This window comes from Paenibacillus sp. sgz302190 (assembly GCF_059820445.1).
This window is the reverse complement of sequence record NZ_JBZYAO010000001.1, coordinates 211,238-235,172: the sequence shown is the minus strand read 5'-3', so window position 1 is coordinate 235,172 and position 23,935 is coordinate 211,238. Positions and strand designations below refer to the sequence as shown.

Below are 23,935 nucleotides of genomic sequence, written 5' to 3'. Positions count from 1 at the left end.
ATTTGGTTAAAATTTGATATCCGTATTATGTGCAGAAGAGGCAGGTTTATTCCTAACCGGCGCTTTCATACTGGCAGCCATCGCCGCAGGCCGTCTTCATCGGGGAGTTGTCGGGGGAATTTTCGGCCAAAAGCAGCCTACCGCTTGAATCATCTTCAATATCGATGCGAATTTCTTTTTCCTTATTCCAGTGAAAGGACAATGGAGAGTCTTTTGAAAAAGTCAGAGTAAGCGTTTTACCTATTAATGAATAAGAAAGCTCGGTTGTCTCGCGACCATATATTTGATCTTCTGCCTCCATATAAACCGCATCCGGACTTTCGAGCTCATCCCTCGACAAAGCGATATATCTTGGAGGTTCACTATCAACCCAAAATGTGACGCTAATCAAGCCATCATCTTCAAAATCCTCGTCAATTTTCATTTCCCTGACTTTCATAGGATCTACCACTCTCCTGGAATTTCATATCTCTATTTTCGTCTCCAAAAACTCAAGATACTTCGGATCATCTTCCATAAAAATCCCAATACCGGCACCCATATAAGCCCGGGTTAATTCGTCTGCCGCCTTTTCAAAATTTTCCTGCTCATAATATAACTGACCTAGCCGGAGATGAATGTAGGGATTACCCAAGCCTTTCGGACTCTGTACAGCATTAAAAAAGCACTTGAATGCCTTATCGTAATTTTTCATGCGAAAATGGACATCGCCAATAGCCACGTATATCCATGTAGCGGCTTCCCATTCTCGATGATTTTCCGGCAATAAGCGGAGGGCGGCAATATACTTTTGCTTGCCTGCCTCAAGATCGCCTGCATTCACCAGCTCATCGCCTTGTTTACACAGAGCGGTAATTTCGGAATAAGTGGAATCTGAAAGTTGCAACGCTATCTCCCCTGTTCTGTTCTTTTCGATTTGATTCATGTCTAAAGGTTTGCCCGTGCCCATTCACTCTCATTCATGAGTTTTAGCGAATGATCGTTTGTTGACTTTCATCAAAAATGATTGCGCCTGGTATTTCCAATAAATAGTCTATCGCCCAAATGATATGATCCGTGAAATCACGTTCTTTATCAGGCGAGAATACGAAGCGAATGCGCTCGGTGCAGTCCTCGATTTCAGGCGGACAATCCTTGACGACGCCAGCAATGTAATTTGCATCTGCGACTACATTGGGGCCTGTTTCAAAATGTGCCGAAAAATTCCACCCTGACCAACGAAGAATTACATATCTTTCTTTCGTGAACGGATTCGCTGACGATCCAAATGTCAGACCATTCTTTGTTTCGAAATCAAAATAGGCGCTTAACTCCGATGCAAGACGCTCATATGAGTATGGATTTGACGACTTCGCAAGGTAGGCATGTATGACAGACATGATCCGATTCTCCTAGTCAATAGTTTGTCAATCGTATCGAATATTCCCGATATATTTGATATAACAGTCATTCTTTCTTGATTCTTTGATTTTCCCATGATATTTGTAGTTATATAGCAAAATTACAGCATTCGTATCGCTTGGAAGCTTGTTCTTGTTCAGTTCCAAGTACAAGGGGATAAGCACATCGTCATAGGAACACCCGTCTAATAGAACTGATAGATCCCCGCTTGGCGTATCGACGATATAGGCTTCCCGGAAATCCTCGTCAAAATGGACGATCTGAAACTCCGTACAAAATTCCGGCTTCACGACCTCATCGTCTGTATAATCGAATTCCAAATACTTTTCCAGTTGTTCTTCCGATTTGAATTGTCCTACCCACAAAGAAACTTCTCCAGGATGCTCCCATGTTACATCATCATTATTGTCCATAACCGATTCGTCCTTTCTTTTGCCAAGATATTCGTTCGGAAGAGACTCTAAGGCAAAGTTCTAGGGGGTTTTACTGGCGAGGGTGACTTCCAGGCAAGCAGAATTCCGGCCTCTCCACAGCATCTGCTAACACCTTCAATGTCATCTATCCCAACCTCCCAAAGCCACAAATCATTGCAGATTTTCCTTAGAGAGCCTCGGCCTCGCTCATTTACAATCCAATCTCCGAGCGTCATGCCTTGGATTTTTATGCGAAGATGTTGTTCGTTTATCATACTGCAAGGGTATACCATTCTCAACATATCTCCCCGATAGCGAGCCTCACCTTTGAATCTCCCGGGAGTTTCCGTTTTAAAAATCCTCGAATCCTCGTATGGAAACAATTTGATCAGATTTTCACCCTCTGCATAGTAAAATGCATCTGTAACTTTTTTTGCGGCATACACGATTCCGTACGGATAGCTAATATTGTTCGATACATCCTCCACAAAACCGATGAAATTTTCATAAATGTCGTCAATAGGCAGAGCACACTGAGCATCAATGTGATGAAAACTGCCAAACTCATCGGTCATATAACCGAAGGATGCAAACCAAGGAGAATGGCCATTTTGTCCGCTGTATAATCTAAACGCCGTAACTTCTTTTGAAATGAGTTTACTCTTGAGATCGGAGAGCGATGTTTCTATCAAATCAATATCCAATCCATGATCGCCGTTTATGTATGTATAGTACCCCGCAGTTGTAATACTTGCACCGATCGCATCAAAAAAAGACTCGCCTGCATTGCAAGCCTCAATGGGAGTGATTTCGCTTGTGTCGTACATAGCCATTCCCGTACACATGTATCTCATCCTCTATATTTAAACTTATTGGGATTCCAAGATGAAAAGTCAGCTACATAGATTTCATTAAAAATCAAATCGAGCGGCATGTGCTCCGCAGCATCGGAAATTTCATTAAAAGGCGGAGGAATGACAAAAGAAAATCCAAAGTCATCATCAATAATCAACGAACCATTAAAAATACGCTGCCTGGATGTCAACCCGACGATATCCCTCATGGATTGCCCGGCATATAAGCATCCCTTATAGCGCCCCTTATAACTTTGATTGCAACCGATAGAGACGATCAGGCCATTGGAATCCGCTACAATTGTCATAGTGCTATCTAATGTATAGGTAGATCTTACTTCGCCATCCGGAACAGAATATTCTTTAAGCTCGACCCTGTGCCGCAAATAGACTTCATCAATATAATCAGATATATTTCTGCCCAAAACAACATTACCCATCGAATACCCCGATATGACTTCCGCATTAAAATCAATCATCTCACGGCCCTCCGTTCATTTTGCCCTAGATCGCGTTGTAATGGAATCCTTCGAATTTACCAATTTTACTAAAAAATATCACGTGCTGTCCATAAAGGCATCCGGCAAAAAATAGAGCAGCCTCCCGGCTGCTCCACTGCTACCCTTCGGCGCTCAACTGCACTCCCATGCGAGGACTCCGAGCACGCGCCGGGCACGAATCCGCTATACCGCTTTTGTAGCTTTTGATCCTGCAGGCGTCCTCAGCAGCCTCATGCCGTTCGCGATGACGATCAGCGAACTTCCGGTGTCTGCCAGTACAGCCAGCCAAAGCGACGACCAGCCGAAGAAAATAAGCGCGAGGAACACCACTTTGACCGCAAGCGAAAAAGCGATGTTCTGCTTAATAATCCGCAGCGCGCGGCGGCTAAGCCCGATGGTGTATGGGAGCTTGGACAGATCGTCGCCCATCAGCGCGACATCCGCCGTCTCCAGGGCCGTGTCCGTGCCGGCGCTGCCCATGGCGATGCCCACCGTTGCGGCAGCCAGCGCAGGCGCATCGTTCACTCCGTCCCCCACCATCGCAACTCCTTTGCCGGGGGTCATCAGTTCCTGGACCGCTTTTACTTTGTCCTGCGGAAGCAGTCCGGCTTTGTAGTCGATTCCGCCTACTTTTGAGGCAACGCCGCTTGCCGTCCCGCTGTTATCCCCGGTTAGCATCACGACCTGTTTCATGCCGAGCGCTCTGATTCGGGCGACGGCTTCCTTGCTTTCCGGGCGGACGCTGTCGGATAAAGCGAGAACCGCGATCACTTCCTGCGCAGTTCCCAGCAGCATGACCGTTTGCGTCAATTGTTCCGCAGATATGCAGCGCGCCAATTTTTCATCGCTCAGATCCATTTGCAGATCGTTTTGGAACCAACGCGGGTTGCCCAAATAATAAGCCGTTCCGCCAACATGCCCGAGCACGCCGCCGCTTGTCACGGAGCGAAAGTTCTCGATCTGCGGCACAACAAGGCGGTCGGCTTGCGCTTTTCGAACGATCGCCTGGGCCAGCGGATGCTCGGAGTTTTTTTCGAGAGCCGCTGCTATCGCAAGAATTTCATCCTCCCTTTGCGCGTTTAGCGGGATAATGTTCGTCAATACGGGCCTGCCTTCGGTCAACGTCCCCGTTTTGTCGAATGCCACAACGGATACGGCGCCAAGCCGCTCCAAATGAGCCCCGCCCTTGATCAAAACGCCGTTCCTGGCCGCGTTGCCGATCGCCGAAACGATAGATACCGGCGTCGAGATGACTAACGCGCATGGACAAGACACAACAAGCATCATCAGCGCGCGATAAAACCAGTCCTGAAAAGATTGCTGAAAAACAAGCGGCGGAATGATGGCGATTAAGACGGCAATCACAATGACGGCAGGCGTATAATACTGGGAAAAGCGGTCTACAAATCGCTGTGATGGCGCTTTTTGCGCTTGCGCTTCTTCAACGAGGTGGATAATTTTCGCAATCGTATTATCCGTCGAAAGCTTCGTAACCCGGATTTCAAGCGCTCCTTGCCCGTTCAAAGTGCCCGCAAACACATCGTCGCCCGCCTCCTTCTCAACCGGAACAGATTCGCCTGTTATCGGCGCCTGGTTGACCGTTGAGCTGCCCTTGGCGACCGTGCCGTCCATGGCGATTTGCTCTCCGGGCTTGACGATCATCAAATCGCCGACCCGGATCGCCTCGACCGGCAATGCGGTCTCGATGCCGTCCCTGCGCACAAGCGCCTCGCGCGGCGCCAGCTCCATCAACCCGCGAATCGAGTTTCGCGTTCGGTCCATCGTGTACGCTTCCAGCGTTTCGCCCAAAGAAAACAGGAACACGACGGCTGCGCCCTCTTCCCACTGACCGATCAACGCGGCTCCGATGGCCGCGATCGTCATCAGCAAGTCCATCCCGATCGTACGGGATCGAAGACCGTACAGGCCGCTTCTGGCAATCCGGTAACCGCCAACGACGATCGCCGCGGCGAAAATGACGGTAAGCACCGCGGTTGGAGCGGCGGAAGTCAGATCCAGCAGCCAGCCGATTGCAAACAGCAGTCCGGACGACGCTGTGGGCACAACCTTTTTATTGCGTTTCCAAAAAGGTTTGTCTTCCGCAGGTCGGGGTTTGCCTGCCTGCTCCTCCGCAGCCGAATAACCGGCTTGCTCGATGGTTCTGATAATCGCCTGCGCGGCCGAGCCGTCATGCCTGACCGTCATTTTGGCTGCGCCAAAGTTTACGCTTACTTGACTGACCGACGGCAGCGCCCCGACCTTTTTCTCCAATTTGCTCGCGCAATCCGCGCAATCCATGCCATCTATCCGATAGACCGACCTATGCCGGTCATCGTCAGGCTGCTCCGCAACGTCATAGCCCAGCTGCCGGATCTTTTTCACGATCGCGGCTTCATCAATCTTCGTTTCGTCAAAGTTGACGCTCATCTTGGATGTCGTAAAATGGGCCGCCACCTCCCCGATGCCGTCTGTCCGGGAGAAAACCCGTTCAATTTTCGCGGCACAATCGCCGCAGTCAAGCCCGGTCAAGGTGAACGTCATGTTGGTGTAACGGTTCTCATGGGAGTGATGATGATGAGTGTGGTCATGGTCGTGGTGAGCATGATCGTGGTGAGCATGATCGTGATCATGATCATGCCCGCCGCAGCTTGTGCCATCGGCCACAGCGGCAGCGGCTTCGCTGTGCCCTGCCGGCTCTTTGCTTGCTGCTGCCTGATCTCCGCTATCGACAGTCGAATGTTTGCCGCAACCGCATGAATGCTTTGCCTCCATGTAATATCCACCCCTTTACAGCCTATATATGATTAATTGTTCATATGTAATTTCCATATTATGCTGAACCGATCCGCGTGTCAACCGGTCCCGACCTAATTTTTACGGCGGCCTGGCTGGTTTAAATAATACTCCTTAACAACGATATATTCCGTTTGCAAATGTTAACTTCATATTGCGTTGAAAAAAAGAGCCCTCTTAGCGGGGCTCTTTAACAAACTTAATGTCATTATTCAGTAATCATGTAGGCCGTACCCTTTGGTTCAGCTCATACGTCCTTGGGTGCATCGAATTCGTCAACAATAGTCAAGCTAATTATTTTGCAGCAAGATAGGCGGCCACTTCAGCCAACCGCGAAGCATAACCCCATTCATTGTCGTACCAGGTAGCGACGGATAACAGTTCACCTTGTACTTGGGTTAAAGGCAGGTCGATAATCGAAGAATGCGGATCAGCTACGATACGGGACGAGGCCCATTCCCCTTCCAAAACATCAAGAACGCCCTTTAACTCGCCCTCTATTGAGGCTTGTCGAAACATATCGTTAATCTCTTGAACTGTGCACCGTTTTTCCGTTATCAGGTTAAGTTCCGCGATGCTTCCGGTACGGGTCGGAATACGATAGGCTTTGCCTGTGATTTGCAGGTCGCTCCAAATAAATTTCAGAGCTTTGGCTGCACCTGAGGACGACGGAATGATATTCTCGGCGGCAGCCCATGAATCCCGACGGTCCTTCATCGGCTGATCCGTTAACGATTGCGTGTTTGTATACGAGTGTACCGTGGAAAACAAGCCGTATTGAATGCCATAGTTTTCCCGGACCAATTTAACTACCGGTGCAAGCGCATTGGTCGTGCAGCTCGCCATGCTAATGATTTTATGCTTATCCGGATCGAAGCTTTCTAAGTTGATTCCCTTAAGCAATACTGCGTCGCAGTCTTCTAACGATTTGCTCGGGCCGCTGACAAGCACCCTTTTGGCGCCTCGCTCCAAATGCAACTCAGCTACCGGTCGTGTAACGGCGCGTCCGGTACAATCAATGACCAGGTCAACGTCCAACTCACCCCAATTTGGCAATTCACTGGCCGAATTTAAATACCGGATCTCCCGGTCGCCTATCACGATGGCGCCTTCTTGGGCCGATACATGCTCATGCCAACGCTTGTAATTTGTGTCCACTTCAAAAAGTGCCGCAAGCGTAGCTTCATCTTTAATATCCGATATGGAAAATGGGACAAACAAATTTTGCTGTAATGCCGCCCGAAGGAGTTGTCTTCCGATACGTCCAAATCCAAAAACCGCAATTTTCCCCATAACAGCCTCCATATATATTAGATTAGTTATCCATTTTTGCTGCTGTGAAAGAATCGTTCTTCTTGCACCAGGCGTTGCACCTATCACACCTAAGCCAACTTCCTGAATCCTTTCACATGTAATCATATAATACTTTCAAAATTTTGTGTAGAATAACTTTAGTTTAGGGTGCGCCCGCCGGCCGCCCCTGATTTAGGAAAATAAAGTTTTTTAATTGAAAGCAATTTAACTTCACATTTGTAAACAAGCCAATATTAAAAATAAATCCAAGGATTTCCTTGGATTTATTTTTATATTATCCGATTACTTCTTGTCCACTTGACACTTGTTCTTGCATCCTGAGAGGTCTCCATTTTTGATTCAACATTTTCACTGTCTTCGCTGGGAATAACCCGATTCTCAACTTATTAATCCTTTCAAATCATTGATTCAATCCTTGACATTCTCTAAGAATACGGAAGATGAATAAGCCAGCAGCGTTGTTAAATGCGTATAGTAATATTTAACGCCTTGTTCCAAACGTCTTGGCGTTATTTCAAGATTCCCTGCCGTACCCGCTACCTTTCCAGATGCTATGATTTTTGAAAAAGCATCATCCATAACTTTTTTTACTATAGGATGCCCGGCATCTCCGGGATGTCCCAGAGATTGAGAAAGGTCGGATGGGCCTATAAATAACACGTCAATTCCTTCAACTTTAGCGATAGAATCAAGGTTATCTACAGCATCCTTGTCCTCAATTTGGACACAGACCAACAGATCCTGATTAGCCCGTTGGGAATATTCAGTTAAAGTGATCCCAAATCCGTAATTGGCAGAGCGTGTTCCCACAGCCAAACTTCTGTTGCCGATCGGATAATATTTTATAGCATTGATGATTTCCTGAGCCTCTGCCGCAGAACTGACATGTGGCGCTTGTATCCCCATCACACCGCGATCCATGTATTGCCCGATTAGCTCCGGATCGTTTTTTAGCGGTCTAATGATGGGTGTAATGTTGCTCGCTTCCGCTGCCATTACCATGTATTCAACTGTTTCCAAGGATATGGAACCATGCTCGCAATCAATCAGCACCCAATCGTACCCTAATTTGCCGGCCATTTCTACAAGTTGAACAGAAGGGATCATAATGGAGACCCCTAAAACAGCTTTACCTGCTAAAAGTTTTTGCTTCATCTTATTTCGCAATGCAGTATCCCCTTAAATGGTTTATTCACGACTTAATCGTTTAATCAGGTTAGCCAGCAGCCTTGTTCTTGGCACCAAGCTTTCGATAACCACAAATTCCTCCGCAGTATGAGCGTTTCCGCCACGCGGACCTAGCGCATCAATCGTCGCTATCCTTGCGGCCGAAGTCAGGTTACCGTCCGATCCTGAACCTATTTTCATATCCGATACTGACTCTCCCAATTGCATCGCTTCTTCTTGAACGATATTCAATAAATGCTTAGTATTTGCATTTTTTATCATCGGTGGTCTCGTAATACCGCCTTGCAAGACTAATGTGGTTCCTTCAATCATTGTAGTCGAGCAAATGTGTTTGATTTTGCGCTCCAACTCCACGGCCTGTTCCGGTGTCTCCATTCGTACATCGATAGAAGCTTTGGCGTGGGCAGCGATCGTGTTGCTGGTCGTTCCGCCGCTAACCACCCCGACATTGACATGTACGCCTGCATTTGGATCGGTCAAAGCATGAAGTTGAACAATTTTATACGCGAGTTCGCCAATGGCGCTTCGTCCTTTTTCCGGTTCTTCTCCGGAATGTGCCGCTTTTCCGGTTACAAGCAATTCGAATTTACCGCCGCCGCGCCTGCCGGTTATAAGCCTCCCCGTCATATCGCTCGGTTCAACGATCAAAGCATACTTAACGTCTGCCGCTTCCTGCTCAATCAGTTTCCTGGAATAGATCGAACCGTGCTCTTCGTCCGAATTCAGAATGATTTTGATCCGCTTGAAACTCTCGTCTCCTTGTTCAATCAAGGATTTTATCGCAAACAGCATCATAACCAAGCTGGCCTTCATATCGTATACGCCAGGCCCGTAAGCAAAAGATTCATCTCGTGAAAAAGGTCGGCTTTGCGTTGTACCTACAGGAAATACCGTGTCCATATGCCCGATAATCAAGATGTTGGGATGTTGCGCTTCAGGATGAACGATGATCAAATGATCGCCCCGTTCGGACTGCCGATCGACCGTAACTTGAAATCCGAGAGCCTGATAAGCAGAGGCCAACACATTCCCTACCTGATCCACACCCGCTTTATAAAATGTCCCGCTATCGATATTGACAAGCTCCTCAAGCAGCTTGAGCATATCCGTTTCCTTGTCTTCCCAAAATTTTGTTGGCATTGCGCCTCATCCTTTCTTTGCGGCTTTCAAAAGAGCTCCTCTCGTATTTTCACAAAAACAATCAACGAGATACGTCGATCCATTCACATCCACGATCCGAATTCCTTTTGTTCGTTCGGAATCCGCATATATGTCCTCATACTTAACAGTGTCGTGCTGAACCGCCTGCTCCTCGTAACCGTTCAAACCTTCAAATAAAACCCTTCCCGAAAAGCCGCTTTCGCCCGTAACTCCAAGCAAGTGCAAAACCGTTGGGGCAATGTCAATAATGCCTGCCGGAATATGCGCCGCATAGTTCTTTTTAAAGCTGGGTCCGAATCCCATGCAAAACGGCCGCATATCTTCATTTCGGATAGAGCCATGATAGGATTTATTCTCCGTCTTGGAGTTTAGGTAATGAACAACTCCTTGAATGCCATCCGGGTTCACTTCATCGGTCCACGCTGGAACAACGGCTAACAGAGGCGCTCTGTCGTGAGTAATGCTGCCGAGTACCGCGCTCAAAGGCATCGCATTGTTCAGCTGCTGATGAAGCGGTTCTTTCGCCAATAGCATACCGCACCAAGGTTGGGCAGAGAGCCAGTCAGCGAGCGCCTGCAATTCCTCTACTTGATTTTCGTCCCCATAAATAAAAGCGTCCACTGCGACAAAATTCAGTTCTCTGTTCAATTCTTTCCGGGCTTGATTCAAATAATGCTCCAGACTGCCGACCATGTTTGCTGTCGAATGTCCGTGATCGCTGATGAGCAATATATCCAATTCATCCTCGAGGCCAAGTCGCGAGACAGCCTCCAAAATCTCGGACAAACATTGATCCACTAGCTTTTGGGCTTGTCTAGTCTCATGCGATGCGATGCCGAAATAATGCTGCGTATCGTCCGGTTCGGGAAGCCACAGCACCATGACAGTATTCTGTTCATCGGGCAACTGCTGTTCAATGAGCGTCCGAGTTGCCCATAAAGTGCGTTCCTTCTTTTTGATCCAGACATCGGATTCGCTAGCGACAGGGCCTCGCTCGGCATGCAGCTGGCTAAGCTCCGGGATCCCATAGTCGGTAGAAGGATTCATGACATGCTGCGGATGATGAAAATTCCAGATCAACGAAGCCCCGGGCGAGCTTCCGGCCGAAACCGTCAAACGCAAGTCCGCTTGGGCTAAACGATCCCCTAACGTCGGACGCAAGAGCAGCTCTTCCCCCGTTCGCTGTTGAAATTGCATTAATTCTCGGTGGTCTCCTGTCTGGAGCAGTCCGTCCTCTGAAAAACGGGGCGCGTACATGAGATTGTTCATCAACCCATGCTGTCCCGGATAGCATCCTGTGGTTAAAGAGGCCATGCATACCCGTGTAAGCGATGGATATACCGAATAAAAAGATTGGAACACCGTCCCGCTTTTCATTAACCGGCAATACGTAGGCATCGTATCGGCTTTAACCTGATCGGGCCTTAATCCGTCCGCTCCGATAATGAGTACCCGCCGTCCCGAAGGACTTTTCTTCTCAGCCGTTTTTCCCATGGTGTTCATTCCTTTTTATTTTATAGTCATCCGTTTTTTTGCTATCCTCTATTTCTTAAGCAGCGCACGTATCTGGTCGGCGGCTTCCTTCATCGATTCTTGGGCCGGAACATTTTGAGCATAGGTTTTACCGATTGCCTTTTGGAGCTCTGCTTCGATTTTATCGAAGTCAGGCACGACCGGGAGTGCCCTTCCGTAGGGAAGCTCATCGACAGCGGTTTTGAAGAACGGATTTTGTTCATAAAACTTCACCATTTCAGGCGCTTGAGCGGCAGATTTTCGAATCGGCATATATCCGGTGTGCTGAGTGAAATAAATGGTTTGCTGTTTATCGGTAAGAAACTTGATGAACTTCCAGGCCGCGTCTTGCTTTTCCTTGGGGGCCTTCGCTACAATGGCGAGATTCCCCCCGGAAGACGTAGTTACGGCATACTCTTTAAACTTTGGTACGAAACCGACGCCAAGGTTAAACTTGATACTTTTTTGAATCTCACTCAAGTCGGCTGTCGAGGCCACCAGGAAAGCCACCTTGCCATTTTTAAAATTGACGAGTTCCTGCCCGCTGTCGGTAGTCGTCCCGCCCGTAGGCTGCATCATCGTTTTCGTGTCATATATCATGTTCCGATACATTTCCAAACCTTGAATCGCCGGCGCTTGGTCGAGCACAACCTCCTTTTGATCCGGGCTGAAAATATCTCCGCCATTGGACCACATCAACGAGTAGTAATAGAGAGGCGGCAGATAGGTCGAGAAGCCGAATCGTTCTGTTTTCCCATCCTTGACGACGGTCGCTTTCTTCGCGGCGGCCACCAATTCGTCCCATGTGGACACCGGATGCTCCGGATCAAGCCCGATCTCCTTCACGATATCTTTGTTGTAATACAAGATCGACGTACTCCGGTTGAAGGGAAGGGTGTATGTCTTTCCATCGATTGAAGTGTTCTTTACAAAGCTGTCCACAAAATCGCCGTAATCCAAGTTCGAATCGTTTTGAATATAAGAGTCAAGTGGCAGCAATGCTTTATTGTAAGCAAAGGTTGGCCAGAATCTGGCGTTCAACTGAACAACATCCGGTACAGCATTGCCCACAATTGCCGTCAATAGCTTCTTGCCGATATTATTCGTAGTCTCCTGGAACACCGCATTGACCTTTACCTCATTTTGCGATTGATTAAATTGTTCGACCAAACTCTTGGTGGTATCCCCGATCACCCCGCCATTGCCATACCAAAACTCAATTTGCACCGGCTTCCCCTGCTGATGCTGCGATGAGGAAGAAGACGGAGCTTCTTGCCCGCAGCCTGCCAGCAACATGACCGAACATGACACCACGATAACACTTTTAATGAATTTACGTTTCATTGGTTTCACCTCATATTTATAATGGCTTATCGCTTACTTTAAACCCGTAGTGGCCACGCCTTTTACAATAAACTTCTGCATGGAAATGAACAATCCGGCTAATGGCGCGATAATGACTGCGGCAACTGCCATGACCAGATTCCACTGCGTTCCTCCTTCCGTAATAAATCGCGTCAGTCCTAACTGAACCGTTCGCAAATTTTCATTATTAGTCACAATGAGCGGCCAAAACAATTCATTGTAACTCTTGATAAAGGACAACAAGATATACGTCACAACGGCTGCTCCCGACAAAGGGATAATCAAATGGCGCATGATTCTGGCGTGTCCGCAACCATCGAGAATGGCGGCCTCCTCCAATTCCTTCGGTACCTGCATAAAGGCCTGCCGCAGCATAAATATGCCAAAGGCATTCACACTGAATGGCGCGATCAAGCCCGCATACGTATCCACCCACCCAAATTGTTTGATCGTCAAAAAATTAGGGATAAACGTGATTTGGTTCGGAATCATCATAGTAGCCAGAACCGAGAGAAATAGAAAGCCACTTCCTTTAAACCGCAGTCTGGCAAAAGCATAAGCCGCCGGTATGATCAGCAGCAGTTGCACTACGATAATGACGCTTGCTGTAAATAGGCTATTGAATAGATACCGAAGCAGCGGAGCCGACTTCCATATTTCTGCGTAGTTTTCCGGGCGGAATACTTCCGGGATCAAGGTTGGAGGGAACACGAACACTTGATCGAAGCTCTTCAATGAAGTGCTGAGCATCCAAACAAAAGGAAATAGCATAACGAATGAAATAAGACTCAAAAAGACGTATCCGAACCATCGAAATGCGAATTGTTGCAATCTCATTGATAGTGCACCCACCTTTTGGAGACCTTCATCTGGATAAACGTGATGAGCAGAAGGATAACAAAAAGCGCTGTCGCGGCTGCGGAAGCATAGCCAATTTCAAAAAAATCAAAGGCATGTTGGTAAATGTAATAAATCATCATATTTGTGCTTTCAGCAGGCCCGCCTCGCGTCATCGAATACAGCAGATCAAAATCCTCAAAAGCGCCAATTAGCGCGACGATAAGAACAAAAAAGATATAAGGAGAGAGCAGCGGCAACGTAATATTTTTAAACAACTGCAGCCTGCCCGCTCCATCCATCTTGGCCGCTTCATACAGCGAATCCGCTATGTTTTGCTTGCCGGCCAGCAGAATCACCATGTAGTAACCGACCACCTTCCAAACTTTCGTAATGACTAGCGCTGCCATGGCCCACCCCGGCTTGGCCAGCCAAGGAGCAGGAGGAATAGAGAATAAACCGAGCCCCCAGTTAATAAGACCGAAATCCTGGTCGTACAGCCATACCCATAGGGTGCCAATAGCCGCCATGGGCGTAATGTAGGGCAAAAATACGACCGAACGAAACAACCTGACGCCCCGCAGTTTTTCATCCAGCACAACAGCCAGTACTGTAGCCAGTAAGACCGTAAAGCCGACTGAGAAGATTCCAAATATAAACGTCTGTCCAACCACCTTCCAAAATTCAGGCGCGGTAAGCATCTTCGTATAATTGCCTGCGAAAATCCAATTAAAATCAGGGGCAATCAGATTCCAGTCCGTCAGGCTCAGAAAAAATGTCATACACATCGGATAAAGATGAAATACAACGAGCAGAACTACGGCTGGAAAAACCAATAAATAAGCGGTTAAGTTCGTATACGCCCATTTGGCTCTGCTTGTTTTGCTTTTCACCGATTGCTCGCTCAAACCCCTCTTCCTTTCCAAAATTCTATGGTTATCCATGTGCCATGGATTCAAGTCAGATTCTCCTCTCTCATTTTCAATGGAGACAACGCCGACCTGATCAATGCAACAGCCTCCTGCAATTGTGTCATGGATGTGGCGTATGAAAGCCGAATAAAATGGGGAGCATGAAACATTTCCCCCGGCGTCACAACGACACCCGCCTGCTCCAGCAAGTATTCGGCAAAGTCTTTGCTGCTAGCAATCGTCCCCTTCTCATAAACAGAACCAAAGTAACGGGACACATCAACCATCAAGTAAAAAGCGCCTCTCGCATTGGGACATGCCAATCCTCGAATCGATCGAATCTCACGAATCAGATATTGCCTCCGTTCATCAAATGATTCGGTCATTTTCTTTACCGTATCTCCTTCATCTTTGAGCGCGGCAATCGCCGCGTATTGACCAATCGAGCTTGGATTGGAGGTGGTGTAACTTTGAAGGACCGTCATTGCCCGAATCACAGGCAATGGGCCGCAGGCGTAACCGATTCGCCAGCCCGTCATGGCAAACGCTTTGGATAACCCGTTTATCGTAATCGTCCGCGATTTAATTGCCTCGCTTAAAGCCGCGATCGAAGGAACTTTATCGCCGTAGATCAAATGTTCATAGATTTCATCCGCAATAATGTAAAGTTGATGACGAACGGCAATCATGCCAATGGCATACAACGTTTCCCGATCAAGCACCGTTCCGGTCGGGTTGTTGGGATTTGTCAGCAAAATAGCCCGCGTCTTGGAAGTTATTTTACTGCTAAGCCGCTCCACGTTTAGTTGAAAATCTTGTTCCGGTTCGGTTTCAACAAACACGGGACGCGCCCCTGCATGTGCGATCATTTCCGGGTAACTCCCCCAGCAGGGAATCGGCAAAAGAACTTCGTCGCCTTCGTTGCATATCGAGAGCAACGCATTCGCCACTGCTTGTTTGGCACCGGTGGTGATTATCACCTCCTCCGGGCTGTAACTAAGACCGTTTTCTCGCTTGAGTTTTTCGCTGACTGCCTGCCGAACTTCATATGTACCCTGCACTGGGGTATATTTTGTCACACCTTTAATAATCGCTTCTATACCTGCATGAGCGATATGGATCGGTGTGGGAAAATCCGGTTCGCCCACGTTAAGAGCGATGAGCTTGCGCCCCGATCGGCGGAGCGCTTCGACTTTATCTCTTAATTCCGCTCCGATGTAAGGATTTAACGCACAAACACGATGGCTCAGTTCGTAATTCAATGATTGTTTCCCCTTTCGTTCCATGTGGTTTCTACATAGAAATCTTAACATCTGAATGTAATACAAGTGTAAAAACAACGTAAATATATTGTTAATTTTATAAAAAACCAATATAAAACAAATTAAAAACAACACGTCATTTGTTTCCAAACGACGTGTTGTTTTTATCGCACTTGAATTTAGATAGAAACCCATTTTAATGAGGACAATTCGATGTGTGTTTTCCATTCTTCAGGCAAGTTCGTATCCGTAATAATCATGTCCACTTCATGTATGGTTGTTACTTTATACAGATGCTTGACTCCCATTTTAGAGGCATCCGCTACAAGCACTTTCTTTTGGCTTTGAGTGAGCAAGCCTTTCATCATTAGCGCGCTCTCGCTTTGAAACGTACTTATATTATCAGGTGTAAAGCCTCCGCAGGAAAAAAAAGCTTTGTTTACGGTAATGTCCTTTAACATGTCTTGAGCGAGTACGCCCGACATCCCCATCGAAGAAACTTGAAGCTCTCCGCCTATCTGAATCACTCGCCCGTCAAATACTCCGTTTCGCTTATATTGAGCGAATTCAAAAATGATAGGAACGGAATTGCTGACTACCGTAAGCTCCTTTTTTTCTCTTAAGAATGGCGGCATTTGGGCGATGGTGCTCCCTGCCTGGAGGAATATAATATCGTTGTCCTCCACCCATTTGGCTGCCTCGGCAGCCAGCTTTCTTTTGACCTCCAGATTGATCGACTCTCGATCGTTATATACCCATTCCAGCTTTTGATGGCTCGTTTTGATCGCTCCGCCAAATATTTTTTTTAATTTGTTCAGACCTTCCAGCTTGTCCAGGTCTCGACGAATGGTCTCGGTTGTCACGCCGAATTTTTCGGCAAGCTCTTGTACATAGACTTTGTCGTGTTCCTCCAGTTCCTTCAATATCTCTTTCCTTCTTTTCTCCACTTCACTATAGGAAGAATGCATCCTTACCCTCCAAACTATGTATGTCATTCCATTACATTTATCTTAACTGAATCACACCAAAGAATCCATGGAGAAATGACGTATTTAACCTTGCTTTTTGATCATTTACAATTCAATAACAATGTAATTTCATTCTATTACCACATTCAATCGGAATTTACAACATAAAAACCACATATTGGATTCTTCAAATATTTGGTAGTATAAGCCGATTAGATTTTGTTCGGTATATATACTAAGCGTTATGTATACAAGATGCAAGAATACTACTACCTGACAGATTAATTTGCTCATTTTATTACGGAGACTTGACATTATTCTGCCCGACTAGATGAGCGAGGCCGCACAAAATTCTTTCGATCTGGATATAAGAAAACACTGCCCGCGAAAGGCAGTGTGCTTCAGCCTTGAAACAAAGATACGCAATCTTGCAGCGCTTATTCGAGTTCCTCTTTTTCTTTTTTAGTGCCATCACACTTTCAACCCCAAAGCTTTGGGAGTCCAATGAATGTGTCGGATCCCCGTCATGCTTTTTCGTGAATTGCGAGGGGTTAATCTGTATTTTTCCCTCCGGTTAGACCATACCGGGATACCGTCCACCGAATGCATTTGGACTAACGGCATCAATACGGGCTAAATCATCAGAAGTAAGTTGAATATCTAATGCCCCAACATTTTCTTCAAGATATTGTCGGCGTTTCGTACCTGGAATCGGCAAAGTGCCTTTAGCAATTGTCCATGCTATTGCCAACTGTACAACCGTGCAGTTCTTCACTTTGGCGATTTCCCCAAGTTTGTCAACGATGTCAACATTCTTTTGGAAGTTTTCACCTTGGAACCTAGGCAAATTTCTACGAATATCATCGACTTTAAGATCCTCATAATTACGAAGTTCGCCGGTGATAAATCCCCTGCTTAGAGGACTGTAAGCTACAAAAGTGATGCCCAACTCTCTTACGGTAGGAAGGATTTCTTCTTCAACGTCCCGACTCCAAAGGGAGTATTCCGTTTGTAATGCAGAAATGGGATGTACAGCATGTGCTCGACGAATAGTAGAAGCATCTGCTTCAGAAAGACCAAGATAACGCACTTTCCCGGCCTTAACTAGATCAGCCATTGCACCAACCGTCTCCTCAATTGGGACATTAGGATCGACCCGGTGCTGGTAATAAAGATCGATATAATCCAGATCAAGACGTCGCAGGCTCTCGTCGATTGCTTTCTTTACGTAATCAGGGTGTCCACCGATGAACTCCCAATTGGATCCAAATGAAAACTTGGTAGCAACAATTGCTTGCTCCCTCCGCCCTTTTAAAGCTTTGCCTAAAAGTTCCTCGTTATGACCGTTGCCATACGTATCAGCTGTATCAAGCAACGTTACTCCAAGTTCCAGAGCTCGATGAATGGTCTTGATGGACTCTTCATCATTGATGGTGCCGTAGATTCCCGGGGACATCCCCATCATACCCAATCCGATAGAAGAGACGATAAGCTCGCTGTTACCAAGTTTCCGCGTTTTCATTTAGATAACCTCTCTTTCGTTTCTTAACTTCGATGTCCATGATATCACACAAAAGTTACACAGTAAACAATTTTTATTATATTTGTTAAATTCGATAGTTTTGTATTTCGTGTATATACTTCTTTAGAATTCAGGTTATAATGAAAATAAGGGGGTTATATTTTGAACAACGATATGAATAGATCGGATAAAATGAACGAGACTCGAGCCAAGCTAATTACTAAGCTGCTTCCTTATTTGCGAAAAAATGGACTTCAATCCGTTCGAATGGATGAAATCGCAAAAGTGATGGAGATTAGCAGAGTGACTCTATATAAATATTTTTCAACCAAAGAAGAAATAATCGGATTCATCGTGGATGGATTTGTTGATTACATGAATGATCCGACTTTCTGCCCATTGGATTCGGATCAAAGTTTCGGTACCCGATTCCAGCAAATATTCGAGCAGTCCGTTTCACTTACCGAATATTTCACGGATATTTTCTTAAAGGAACTCGAAACCAGTTACCCGGATTGGTATGATCGATTGAATGCAGCCATGAAGCAGCGAGAACAGCAGGTTTTGACTTTCTACGATGAAGGAATTCAAAAAGGGATTTTTAATCATATCAATGGCAAGCTGTTAATTAAGCAGGATGAAATTCTAAGGGGGATGTTCAATGCTAAATATCTAATGATGAATCAATTAACTGTTCAACAAATTTTATATGATTATTATCAATTAAAGAAAATTCAGTTATTCAAATCCGAAAAGCTTTCAGCAATTGATGATGAAATCATGATACCGAGAATTGAGTATTTGACTCAAAAGATTACCAAAAACCTTTTTTGACATAAATACGCAGATGACCTGCGTGTTTCGGTTTCGTTAAATTGCCCTTTTCAGCGATACCCCAATAACAAGAGGCTCCCACTGATCTGATAAGCTTCTTGACACTATTTCGGTGTTTGAAAGGCAAAAAACCCGCCTTTCCGTTCGGGATTGGCGCGTTCCTCATTCGATTTCCGCTTGGTCCTTGCCGCCACTTCGCATTTTTCATTTTTGGGGCATTTTAACTCGAATCCATGCCGTTACGAACAGGAGCAGTCCGAGAAAAACGTAGAAGAAATCGAACACAACTTGGCTCGTTGCCAAGTAAGTCTCGAATACGTCCACGCTTGAGGGTCCCCACATGCTGATTACGAGAGTAAAAAAGCCGATCGGGAACACAATCGCCCGATATTGTTTGAGTCCGAGCCATTGGGCCGCCCCCAATACTGCCGTATACAAATAGGAAGTCAGTTGAACGAACGTACCGAGAATCCAGACGGCCAACATCAAAACGTCAATGTGCTGGAAAAATTGGCCGACGCCGATATAGCGGACAACTTCAATGAACGGATAATTCAACGTGTGGGCATGCTTGCCGAAAAGTAAGACGGATACGAGCCCGGAAACGGATAGCGTAACCATGAGCCCGAACCAGGTTGCCATCATGCACCTCATCGTTTTCTTCTGATTCGACACGAACGGAAAATACAGTCCGAGCATCATATAGCCGGAGAACCAACTGAACGGGACAATGGCCCCCTTGGCGGAAGGAGCAATCCCTTTGCCCATGATCGGTAAAATACGGTTTGCGTCCCATTCGGGAATCGATAAGATAATCAGCAGTCCGAACACGAGGAATGTGAGCGGCAGGAACAGCTGTGCCAGCCGCCCCAACACCTCGACGCCTCCTCTGACCGCAAAGGAAACAAGCAGTAGCATGCCGCCCATGGCGACAAGTGCCGGTGTTTTTTGCAAAAAGACGACCGATATGAAGTCGCCATACTCTCTCAAGATGACGGAAGTCAAATTTACACCGTAAAAGATGACGGTAAAGCCCGCCGCTTTGCCCAGCCACGGACCGAGCAGCCGCCCGCTGTACTGGATGATGGTTTCCGTCGGAAACATACGGCTAAGCCGAAGCATCGCAAGCACGAAGAGCAAACCGGCCAGGTGGGCCCAGATCGGCGACAGCCACAAATCGCGCTCGGCCTCCTCCCCCGTTATCTTCGGAATAAACAGAATCCCGTCGTATGCGGCTACCGCATAAAAAAGAAGTCCTAGCTGTGCTGCGGAAATCTTCCCTTTCTCCACCATCGGCAAACCTCCCCCCTCACTTCAACCCGGCGGTCAGCGGTTTGAGTACACTATTGAATAGCTCGATCGGTCCGGGCATATTCGGAAAAACAAGGACGAGCACGGCCGCGATCCAGCCGGCAGCTGTGACGGCGATCAATGCCGCCCGTTCTCTCTTGCATTCGAATTCGAGACCGCGCCATTCGGCCCAAACCATCAACGCGGCTGCGCACGTTACTCCCGCTATGTTCAACCAAGTCACGGGCTCGACACCTCTTTTCGCGGTTCATCCGGCGGGCTCGTTGTACATCCCGATATGCCGGACGCTAACCTTGACCTTCACCTTGACTTGCATAGAAGGAAAAATCCGCTCCCAGCGGTCTTGCAATTGTTGCCATTCCCTCGGATGACGGCGATTGATCACTTCGCCGAAACCGAAAATGTCGGCCCCCATCCCCTGGGCTTGCTTGATTGTGGTCTTCACACGATGGCGGATGTCGTCGGCCGCCGCTTTTTCGACCTGGCGGATGAATTTCGGATCGGACGTTTTGAAGCGAGTCGTATTTTGAACGACGCTCACCTCAGCTTCGATCCCGACCTCCATTCGCGGCATTCCTTCCTCCAAGCCAGGAACGAATCGGGTGCTGGAAGTAAGAACGCCAATCGATATGAGCGAAGATGTAGGCTCTTTCAACTTCACGGTTTCGACATCGCCTTTCACTTGATGAAGCAGCCATTTCACTCCCGAGAACGACTCCCCTTGGATCACTCCAGCCATGCGGTCGCGGGAAAAAACGGCATAACCTTTCACATAGGGAACGCTTTCCTTGCCATCCCGCGTGATATCGAGGTAAGGCAGAATCGCCGTTTCCGATTTTTTGCCGAGCTTTTGCACCAGGAGGTTGAGCGTTATCGGCCAACGGAAGACGCGAGCGGCTTCACCGCCCAGAAAGTCCGCTTTGGTCTGTTCGAGCGGTGAGGCGGAAGTGAGAAAATCGCGCACGGCTCCCTTGCAGACGAACGGCTGAACCCTCAAGCGAATATGATTGTCGCGCACAAAATAATCCAACTGTTCCCGGAACTGATCGCGGGACAACGCCTCCCCTACGACCAACATTTCCAGTTGCCCCCAGTAGATGTCGCGGGGCAGCTTGCGCTGCAGCTTGGAGGCTGCGGCAGCAGCCGTCGCTCCCGAAGCGGACCAGATCAAAGTCGGACCGCTTCTTTTGGAGGTGTTGCCGCTCATCTGCGTCTTGCTTCCTTCCTGCTTCGGCACGACGATCTCCAATGTCAATTCGATCTCCCCGTCATCCTTTCGGTCCAACCCGGCGATCGTCACGATCGCCAGATCGTTCACTTCCTTTCGGTCCCAGCAACCCGTCGACAATAGCAAAGCGGACACCGCTATCACGAGCGAAAGCCGCTTGCAGGCACGTATCCAGGGGAATGCCCTCCTTATCTCCATATTCCGTCAGCGTCCGCCTCCTTCGCCTGGCTCCGGTTTCTGCCCCCGGGCAAGTCGCCGGCGGTTTCGCATACTCGCAAAACCGGGACGCATCGTCATATTCCATCTTGGAGCCCGAATCGCGGTATCCTTCATTTCGTTTGCCTCCAATGGCGCGAACGGGGATAAATAAGGGACGCCGTAGGAGCGAAGCATGCACAAATGGATGGCAACGGCGATAATGCCGAACATAACGCCGAGCATGCCCAGCGTCCCTCCGAGCACGATGAGCGGCAGCCGCAAAAGGCGGATGGCGAGCTCCAGCGAATAATGCGGAGCCGTAAATCCTGCAATGCCCGTGAACGCGATGATGATGACGATCGGCGCCGACACGAGCCCCGCCGATACTGCGGCTTCTCCGACGACGAGCGCACCGACGATCGTAACGGCCGAACCGATTTGCCGCGGAAGGCGAAGCCCGGCTTCGCGCAGCACCTCGAATGCGAGCTGCATCATCATCACTTCCACGAACGTCGGAAACGGAATTGCCTCGCGTGCGGAGGCGATGCTGGTCAACAATTTGCCCGGTACCATTTCATGATGAAAATTCAAAATCGCGACGTACACCGCCGGAAGAACCATGGAAATGAACAGTGTTATGTAGCGTAAGAAACGCAGAACACTGGCGTATAATGCGCGGTTGTAATAATCGTCCGCAGCTTGCAGAAGCGTCGCCAACGTCGCGGGAACGATCAGCGCATCGGGCGTGCCGTTGACCAGCAGAACAATGCGGCCTTCGAGCAGGCCCGCAGCCGCTATATCGACCCGTTCCGTAAATTGCTGTTGAGGAAACGGCGAGAACGGATTGTCTTCCGTCAGTTCTTCTATGTATCCCGATTCCAGCACGCCGTCCAGATCAATGTGCTCGAGCCGGCTTTGCACCTCTTGCAGCAAGGAAGGCTTGGCCAGACCGTCAATATAAGCGATATAGACTTCCGTCCCTGTATAGCGGCCGATCCTTTGTGATTTTAGCTTCAGCTTGACACTCTGAATTTTGCGTCGCAACAGCGATAGATTGGTCGCAATCGATTCGGTGAAGCCTTCTCGCGGCCCCCGCAGCGACGGTTCGGTCTTCGGCTCTTCCACATTGCGCTTGTCCCACTTGGAGATTCCAAGCAGCAGAGCGCCGGTGCAACCGTCGATCAGGAGCACGGTATACCCTTTGATCAATTGCCCGGCGCATTCCTCGACAGTCGCGACCTCATCGGCGGACACGATGGGCAAAAGTCTGTGCTTGACCGCTTGCAAATCGGCGCATACCGCGTCCTGTGATTGCATGAGCGGCTTCAGGACGCTGTTGTCAATCTCCTGCCCGTCCGACATGCCGGGGATGTTGACGAGCTCCGCCCGGATCGTTCCGGCCACCTGGAAGGAGCGGAACGAAACGTCGTCGGCTTCGCCCAAGACCTGTTTGAGCGCCTCTACATTGCGGTCCAACTCCGGAACCAAAGCCGTGTGATCAGCGGATTCGAAGCTGCCGTCACAGGTAGAATTTCGTGTCCGCATGGCCCCCTCCTTGCCGTTCGATTCCATCACTGGCCGTATCATCTTGTTAACGCACCATTATTTTATCCATAAAACGGCTTTTCATCCCATCTTTCACCAGCCGTAGTAACAAGTATGGACATAATTTTCATTCATTTGTGGCGCCGCCACAGCACCGTGGAAGTCTGGATATCCGAAAATTTTATTGTGATTGCTTTCACTTGCTTCGCACGATACAATAGACCAAATAAAGGAAGTGAAATAGGATGGGAATTGATGAGATTATTCGTGTAGTTGCTTATGATGAAAAGTGGCCTACTTTATTTCAAAATGAAAAAGTAAATCTTTTTCAAGCTTTTGGAGACAATGCTATCGACATTCAGCATTTCGGCAGCACCTCGGTACAAGGGATGTTTGCAAAACCGATTATTGATGTTTTGGTAGGCGTGAAAACGCTTGAGTTAAACAACACTGTAACAAACAAATTAATAGAACTTGGTTATGAAGGGTTCGGAGTAACGGGTGGAAGATTATATTTTCGAAAACGCCAAGAACATGCCTATAATCTTGCTGTCGTCATTTGGAATGGTGAGCAATGGGTAAATAACCTTCTCATAAGAAATTACTTAAGAGATAACCCGCATGCAGCCAAGCAATATGGCGAAAGAAAACTCAACGCCATCAATAAAGGATATACGACACTGCTCTCTTATTCGGACGAAAAAGCCGATCACGTATCTAATTTACTCGAACAAGCAAAGAAAAGTAATGGATAGGTACAGACAGAACCGTTACTACTTCAGCGGCCCCTGTTAGTCATGCACAGCTGATTCATATTG

Annotated in this window: 23 protein-coding genes; 2 read left to right on the top strand and 21 right to left on the bottom strand. The window is 47.7% G+C overall.

The genetic code is table 11. The annotated features are described in order from the left end of the window. Positions 1–52 precede the first annotated feature (52 nt). The 17 genes from AC6RNO_RS01160 to AC6RNO_RS01080 all read right to left on the bottom strand — a co-directional run bounded on the left by AC6RNO_RS01160 (position 53) and on the right by AC6RNO_RS01080 (position 18,001). The gene (locus AC6RNO_RS01160; protein ID WP_474680829.1) at positions 53–439 is read right to left on the bottom strand and encodes a hypothetical protein; all 387 of its coding nucleotides are present in this window, start codon (positions 437–439) and stop codon (positions 53–55) included. Positions 440–463: 24 nt separating this feature from the next. Then, on the bottom strand, positions 464–886 hold the full coding sequence (locus AC6RNO_RS01155; protein WP_488436562.1) for a tetratricopeptide repeat protein: 423 nt from the start codon (positions 884–886) through the stop codon (positions 464–466). A gap of 82 nt (positions 887–968) precedes the next feature. Beyond that, complete coding sequence (locus AC6RNO_RS01150; RefSeq protein ID WP_474680828.1) at positions 969–1,379, bottom strand: hypothetical protein; 411 nt, start codon at positions 1,377–1,379, stop codon at positions 969–971. Positions 1,380–1,406: 27 nt separating this feature from the next. Then, complete coding sequence (locus AC6RNO_RS01145; RefSeq protein ID WP_474680827.1) at positions 1,407–1,814, bottom strand: immunity 22 family protein; 408 nt, start codon at positions 1,812–1,814, stop codon at positions 1,407–1,409. A 47-nt stretch (positions 1,815–1,861) separates the two neighbouring features. Further along, positions 1,862–2,659, bottom strand: coding sequence for a hypothetical protein (locus tag AC6RNO_RS01140; protein ID WP_474680826.1), 798 nt, complete (start codon positions 2,657–2,659; stop codon positions 1,862–1,864). 5 nt (positions 2,660–2,664) lie between these two features. Beyond that, a complete protein-coding gene (locus AC6RNO_RS01135) occupies positions 2,665–3,147 on the bottom strand; it encodes a hypothetical protein (RefSeq protein WP_497104264.1) in 483 nt (160 codons plus the stop codon). Positions 3,148–3,351: 204 nt separating this feature from the next. After that, positions 3,352–5,940, bottom strand: coding sequence for a heavy metal translocating P-type ATPase (locus AC6RNO_RS01130; RefSeq protein WP_497104263.1), 2,589 nt, complete (start codon positions 5,938–5,940; stop codon positions 3,352–3,354). Between the two features lie 315 nt (positions 5,941–6,255). Next, positions 6,256–7,254 (bottom strand): glyceraldehyde 3-phosphate dehydrogenase NAD-binding domain-containing protein, encoded by a 999-nt coding sequence (locus tag AC6RNO_RS01125; protein ID WP_497104262.1) that lies wholly within the window; start codon positions 7,252–7,254, stop codon positions 6,256–6,258. A 429-nt stretch (positions 7,255–7,683) separates the two neighbouring features. Beyond that, positions 7,684–8,442: an aldolase/citrate lyase family protein gene (locus tag AC6RNO_RS01120; RefSeq protein ID WP_497104261.1), complete on the bottom strand. Its 759-nt coding sequence runs from the start codon at positions 8,440–8,442 to the stop codon at positions 7,684–7,686. Between the two features lie 21 nt (positions 8,443–8,463). Next, on the bottom strand, positions 8,464–9,603 hold the full coding sequence (locus tag AC6RNO_RS01115) for a M20/M25/M40 family metallo-hydrolase (protein ID WP_497104260.1): 1,140 nt from the start codon (positions 9,601–9,603) through the stop codon (positions 8,464–8,466). A 6-nt stretch (positions 9,604–9,609) separates the two neighbouring features. After that, positions 9,610–11,118: an alkaline phosphatase family protein gene (locus tag AC6RNO_RS01110; RefSeq protein WP_497104259.1), complete on the bottom strand. Its 1,509-nt coding sequence runs from the start codon at positions 11,116–11,118 to the stop codon at positions 9,610–9,612. A 48-nt stretch (positions 11,119–11,166) separates the two neighbouring features. Continuing rightward, positions 11,167–12,480, bottom strand: coding sequence for an extracellular solute-binding protein (locus AC6RNO_RS01105; RefSeq protein ID WP_497104258.1), 1,314 nt, complete (start codon positions 12,478–12,480; stop codon positions 11,167–11,169). A gap of 33 nt (positions 12,481–12,513) precedes the next feature. Further along, complete coding sequence (locus tag AC6RNO_RS01100; RefSeq protein WP_497104257.1) at positions 12,514–13,338, bottom strand: ABC transporter permease subunit; 825 nt, start codon at positions 13,336–13,338, stop codon at positions 12,514–12,516. Next, complete coding sequence (locus AC6RNO_RS01095; RefSeq protein WP_497104256.1) at positions 13,335–14,246, bottom strand: ABC transporter permease subunit; 912 nt, start codon at positions 14,244–14,246, stop codon at positions 13,335–13,337. Before AC6RNO_RS01095 ends, AC6RNO_RS01100 begins: the two co-directional genes overlap by 4 nt. A gap of 47 nt (positions 14,247–14,293) precedes the next feature. After that, positions 14,294–15,511 (bottom strand): aminotransferase class I/II-fold pyridoxal phosphate-dependent enzyme, encoded by a 1,218-nt coding sequence (locus AC6RNO_RS01090; protein WP_497104255.1) that lies wholly within the window; start codon positions 15,509–15,511, stop codon positions 14,294–14,296. A 179-nt stretch (positions 15,512–15,690) separates the two neighbouring features. After that, positions 15,691–16,479: a DeoR family transcriptional regulator gene (locus AC6RNO_RS01085; RefSeq protein WP_497104254.1), complete on the bottom strand. Its 789-nt coding sequence runs from the start codon at positions 16,477–16,479 to the stop codon at positions 15,691–15,693. Positions 16,480–17,053: 574 nt separating this feature from the next. Then, on the bottom strand, positions 17,054–18,001 hold the full coding sequence (locus AC6RNO_RS01080) for an aldo/keto reductase (RefSeq protein ID WP_497104253.1): 948 nt from the start codon (positions 17,999–18,001) through the stop codon (positions 17,054–17,056). 162 nt (positions 18,002–18,163) lie between these two features. Between AC6RNO_RS01080 and AC6RNO_RS01075 the strand changes: the two genes are divergently transcribed. Continuing rightward, a complete protein-coding gene (locus AC6RNO_RS01075; protein ID WP_497104252.1) occupies positions 18,164–18,835 on the top strand; it encodes a TetR family transcriptional regulator in 672 nt (223 codons plus the stop codon). A gap of 204 nt (positions 18,836–19,039) precedes the next feature. Here AC6RNO_RS01075 and AC6RNO_RS01070 read toward each other — a convergent pair whose 3' ends face one another. From AC6RNO_RS01070 to AC6RNO_RS01055, 4 genes are read right to left on the bottom strand one after another with little or no spacing between them, the layout of a single operon-like run. Further along, positions 19,040–20,128, bottom strand: a complete 1,089-nt coding sequence (locus AC6RNO_RS01070; RefSeq protein WP_474680812.1) for a GerAB/ArcD/ProY family transporter — start codon at positions 20,126–20,128, stop codon at positions 19,040–19,042. A 16-nt stretch (positions 20,129–20,144) separates the two neighbouring features. Next, complete coding sequence (locus tag AC6RNO_RS01065; RefSeq protein WP_488436530.1) at positions 20,145–20,369, bottom strand: hypothetical protein; 225 nt, start codon at positions 20,367–20,369, stop codon at positions 20,145–20,147. 24 nt (positions 20,370–20,393) lie between these two features. Then, the gene (locus AC6RNO_RS01060) at positions 20,394–21,572 is read right to left on the bottom strand and encodes a Ger(x)C family spore germination protein (RefSeq protein ID WP_497104251.1); all 1,179 of its coding nucleotides are present in this window, start codon (positions 21,570–21,572) and stop codon (positions 20,394–20,396) included. A 6-nt stretch (positions 21,573–21,578) separates the two neighbouring features. Beyond that, positions 21,579–23,117, bottom strand: a complete 1,539-nt coding sequence (locus AC6RNO_RS01055; RefSeq protein ID WP_497104250.1) for a spore germination protein — start codon at positions 23,115–23,117, stop codon at positions 21,579–21,581. Between the two features lie 245 nt (positions 23,118–23,362). On the opposite strand from AC6RNO_RS01055, the gene AC6RNO_RS01050 reads away from it, so the two are divergent. After that, on the top strand, positions 23,363–23,872 hold the full coding sequence (locus AC6RNO_RS01050) for a GrpB family protein (RefSeq protein ID WP_497104249.1): 510 nt from the start codon (positions 23,363–23,365) through the stop codon (positions 23,870–23,872). The last annotated feature ends 63 nt before the right edge of the window (positions 23,873–23,935 follow it).